The sequence below is a fragment of the Sphingomonas sp. genome (genome assembly GCF_031372575.1).
GTDB lineage: Bacteria > Pseudomonadota > Alphaproteobacteria > Sphingomonadales > Sphingomonadaceae > Sphingomicrobium.
Map to the genome: position 1 here is coordinate 1 of NZ_JANMLM010000097.1, position 4,036 is coordinate 4,036.

Below are 4,036 nucleotides of genomic sequence, written 5' to 3' on the forward strand. Positions count from 1 at the left end.
GTCAGCAGGCGTTGGCCCTTGGTAACGATGTCGCCAGCCGCGACTTCGACCGATGTCACCTTGCCCGGCATGGGGGCGATGATCGCGCCATCGCCAGCCAGCGATCCTGCCGAAGAGCCCTCGTGGCGCTCGAATGTGATATAGCGAACGCGCCCCCCATCCTGGACGAGCAAGCCGAGACCGTGATCAACCTTGATCGGTCCATCAAAGTCATCGGGTCGCCTGAACGGAATCTCGAGCTTCACAGTCTGGGACATGCCGTCAACAGAAAGCCGAACGTCTTCGACAGATGTTGCGTTTACCCGGAAGCCAAAGGGGATCGTCCATATCGACACCGGTTGGGAAATCGCATTCGGTATGACCAATTCGCTCGCGGCCCAGCGAAGGAGGGTCACAGAGGGTCCGACATCCTGCTGAAGCGCAGACCCTTCCCTACCGATGAGCCCGGTATCGACCTTCCCCTCGCGGAACGCTGTCAGGTTAAGGCAACGCGCAAGGAAAGCGGCATTGGTCTTGACTGGATAGACCCAGACGCTTTCGCACCAGCTAGCGAGATCGCTTACGGCGGCGTCGCGATTTTCAGCCCAAACGACCAATTTCGCGATCATAGGATCGTAGAATGGCGTGACCTTGTCGCCAAATTCGACGCCCGTTTCGATGCGTCTGTCTTCTTCCTCCGAATATGTCTCCATTCGAAGCGAAAATGATTCGAGCCGCCCGACACTTGGCAAAAACCCTGTCGCCGGGTCTTCTGCATACAGCCGCGCCTCGATCGCCCAGCCGTTGATGCTCAGCTCGTCCTGCCGCTTGGGCAGTTTCTCCCCGCTCGCCACCCTCAATTGCCATTCGACCAAATCGACCCCGGTGATCTCCTCGGTCACGGGATGTTCGACCTGCAGCCTTGTGTTCATTTCCATGAACCAGATGCGGTCGGCGCGGAGACCTTCGCTGGCATCGGCGATGAATTCGATCGTGCCCGCGCCTTCGTATTCGACCGCCTGCGCCGCCTTGACCGCCGCGCCGCACACCGCTTCGCGGGTGGCCTCGTCCATGCCCGGCGCGGGGGCTTCTTCGATCACTTTCTGGTGGCGGCGCTGGAGCGAGCAGTCGCGCTCGAACAGATGGACGACGTTGCCGTGGCTGTCGCCGAACACCTGCACCTCGATATGGCGCGGCGAGAGGATATATTTCTCGAGCAGGACGATGGCATTGCCGAAGCTGCTCGCCGCCTCGCGCTGGCAGCTTTCGAGTGCGTCTTGAAAATCCGCCGCCGCATCGACCCGGCGCATCCCCTTGCCGCCGCCGCCCGCGACCGCCTTGATCAGCACCGGAAAGCCGATGGCTTCCGCTTCTTTCTGCAGGCGCTCGGGCGATTGGTCGTCGCCGATGTAGCCGGGGGTGACGGGCACGCCGGCCGCGCTCATCAAATTCTTGGCGGCATCCTTGAGGCCCATCGCGCGGATGCTGTCGGGCTTGGGGCCGACCCACACCAGCCCCGCATCGATCACCGCCTGCGCAAAGTCGGCATTTTCGCTGAGGAAGCCGTAGCCGGGATGGATCGCCTCGGCCCCGGTCGCCTTGGCGGCAGCGATAATCTTGTCGCCGACGAGATAGCTTTCCCGCGCCGGGGACGGCCCGATATGCACTGCCTCATCCGCCATGCGGATATGCAGCGCCTTGGCGTCCGCATCCGAATAAACCGCGACCGTCCGCACCCCCATCGCCCGCGCGGTGCGGATGATCCGACACGCGATTTCCCCGCGATTGGCGATGAGGAGGGAGGTGATCATTGACTTGGGCACCCCGTCGTTCGGGTCGAGAAGGTGATGTTCATCACTTTCCACGCCGCAGCCTGGCGCACCAGGTCGAAATGGTCGTAGCCGCAACTGACGATCTTGCCGTCGCGCTCGATCGTGAACGGGGCCCAGACCAGAGCGACGTCGGCGTCGATCCGGATCGTCGGATTAGTGATGCGTTCCCTGAACCCGCCGCCGGGCTTCATCCGCGCGGCAAATTCGGTCCAGTTCGACAGGCGCAGTCCGCTGCTCCCGCTCGCCAAGGTGCCGACCGCGGTCACTCGTCCTTCGGGATAGACATGGCGCAGGATCGCGGTCGAATCGCCGGATTCGAATGCCGCGAACAAGGCGTCGATCGGCGCCATCACTGCCGCCTCGGCGGGTGCGGCCGGAACCGCCAGCGCCAGTGCAAGCGCGATCATTCTACTCGCTCCAGCGCGCGCATCGGCTCGGCGGCGGTCATCGGCCGCATCCCCAGCTTGGCGAGCAGTGCCGCATCCTTGCTGTCTCCGGCGTTGGCGGTGGTGAGCAATTTGTCGCCGGTGAAGATGCTGTTCGCGCCGGCCATGAAGCATAACGCCTGGGTCGCTTCCGACATGCTCTCGCGCCCCGCTGACAGCCGCACCATGCTCATCGGCATGGTAATGCGCGCGACCGCGACGGTGCGGACGTATTCGCTATCGTCGATCAATCGGTCGCCAGCGAGCATGTCGCCCAGCACGGTGCCCTTGACCGGGACCAAGGCATTGACCGGCACACTTTCGGGGTGGCGCGGCAACGTGGCGAGCGAATGGAGGAACCCGACGCGATCCTCGCGGCTCTCGCCCATCCCGACGATCCCGCCGCAGCACACCGCCATCCCCGCGTCGCGGACTTCAGCCAATGTGTCGAGCCGTTCCTGGAAGGTGCGGGTGGTGATGATGTTGCCATAATGTTCGGGCGAGGTGTCGATATTATGGTTGTAATAATCGAGCCCGGCAGTCTTGAGCGCGCGAGCCTGATCGCCGGTGAGCATGCCGAGCGTCATGCACGTCTCCAGCCCCATTGCCTTCACGCCCGCCACCATGTCGCACACCGCCGCCATGTCGCGATCCTTGGGCTCGCGCCACGCCGCTCCCATGCAGAAGCGCTGCGACCCCGCCGCCTTGGCTTCGGCCGCAGCGGCGAGCACCGCATCGACGTCCATCAGTTTCTCGGCCTTGAGGCCCGAATTGGCGGACGCCGACTGCGAGCAATAACCGCAATCCTCGGGGCAGCCGCCGGTCTTGATCGACAGCAGGGTGCACAATTGCACTTCGCCCGGCGCGTGGTGCGCACGATGCGTTTCGGCGGCGCGGAACAGCAATTCGGTGAACGGTAGCTCGAAGAGGTCGCGAAGCTCGTCGCGAGTCCAGTCGGTACGGGCGTCTTCAGAACAGATCATTGAGAAACCTCGGTTTGCCGGATCACTTCCGAACAGATGACAAAGATTGAATAGATCAGCACCAGGATTGCCACGATGCACGCCACGCACACCGCATAGAGCACAATCACGGGCCTCGAAATCTCGCCCATCATGCCGTTCAGTTGCGGCGTGTAGCGGGTTACGTTGTAGACGAAATTGAAGATCAACACGTTGATCGTGATCAGCGCGGTGTAACGCGTCAGGACGGCGGAGATATAGCCGGTCTGCTTGCGGCAATGGGTCGCGATCGCCGCGATATCGCTGTCGGCCTTGCTGAATTTCAGGAAGATCTGCCGGTTGCGCGACGAGCGCATGAAATAGACCATCCAGCCGAAATAGGCGGCCCCGATCAGGTAAAACGCCCAGCCGTAGGACGACACCATCCGATAGGTTGATTCCATCACGGCAGGATCACATTCGGAACACGCCGAACGACGCGCGTTCGGGGATGGGGGCGTTGAGGCAGGCGGCGAAGGCCAGGCCGAGGACGTCGCGGGTTTGCGCGGGGTCGATGATGCCGTCGTCCCATAGCCGCGCGGTGGCGTGCCACGGGTTGCCTTGGGCTTCATAATCGTCGCGAATGGGTTGCTTAAAGGCTTCGGCTTGCTCGGGGGCCCAACTGTCGGCGTCGCGGTGGACGGTGGCCAGCACGCTCGCGGCCTGCTCGCCGCCCATCACACTGATGCGGCTGTTCGGCCAGCTGAACAGGAAGCGCGGGCTGTAGGCGCGGCCGCACATGCCGTAATTGCCCGCGCCGAAGCTGCCGCCGATCAGGATGGTGACCTTGGGCACCTGC

5 protein-coding genes are annotated in these 4,036 nt (G+C 63.2%); all 5 read right to left on the reverse strand.

The genetic code is table 11. The annotated features are described in order from the left end of the window. Nucleotides 1-1,790: biotin carboxylase N-terminal domain-containing protein (locus RMN73_RS09775; protein ID WP_309603137.1), on the reverse strand; the 1,790-nt coding region annotated here is incomplete at its 3' end. Continuing rightward, nucleotides 1,787-2,218: a hypothetical protein gene (locus tag RMN73_RS09780; RefSeq protein WP_309603138.1), complete on the reverse strand. Its 432-nt coding sequence runs from the start codon at nt 2,216-2,218 to the stop codon at nt 1,787-1,789. The genes RMN73_RS09775 and RMN73_RS09780, both read right to left, overlap by 4 nt. Next, nucleotides 2,215-3,219: a biotin synthase BioB gene (gene bioB, locus RMN73_RS09785; RefSeq protein ID WP_309603139.1), complete on the reverse strand. Its 1,005-nt coding sequence runs from the start codon at nt 3,217-3,219 to the stop codon at nt 2,215-2,217. Before bioB ends, RMN73_RS09780 begins: the two co-directional genes overlap by 4 nt. Further along, entirely contained in the window at nt 3,216-3,641 is a 426-nt protein-coding gene (locus RMN73_RS09790) for a hypothetical protein (RefSeq protein WP_309603140.1), read from the reverse strand. The genes bioB and RMN73_RS09790 overlap by 4 nt, the downstream gene beginning before the upstream one ends. A gap of 10 nt (nt 3,642-3,651) precedes the next feature. Beyond that, nucleotides 3,652-4,036, reverse strand: a 385-nt coding sequence (locus tag RMN73_RS09795) for a carboxyl transferase domain-containing protein (protein WP_309603141.1), incomplete at its 5' end; no start/stop codon positions are given.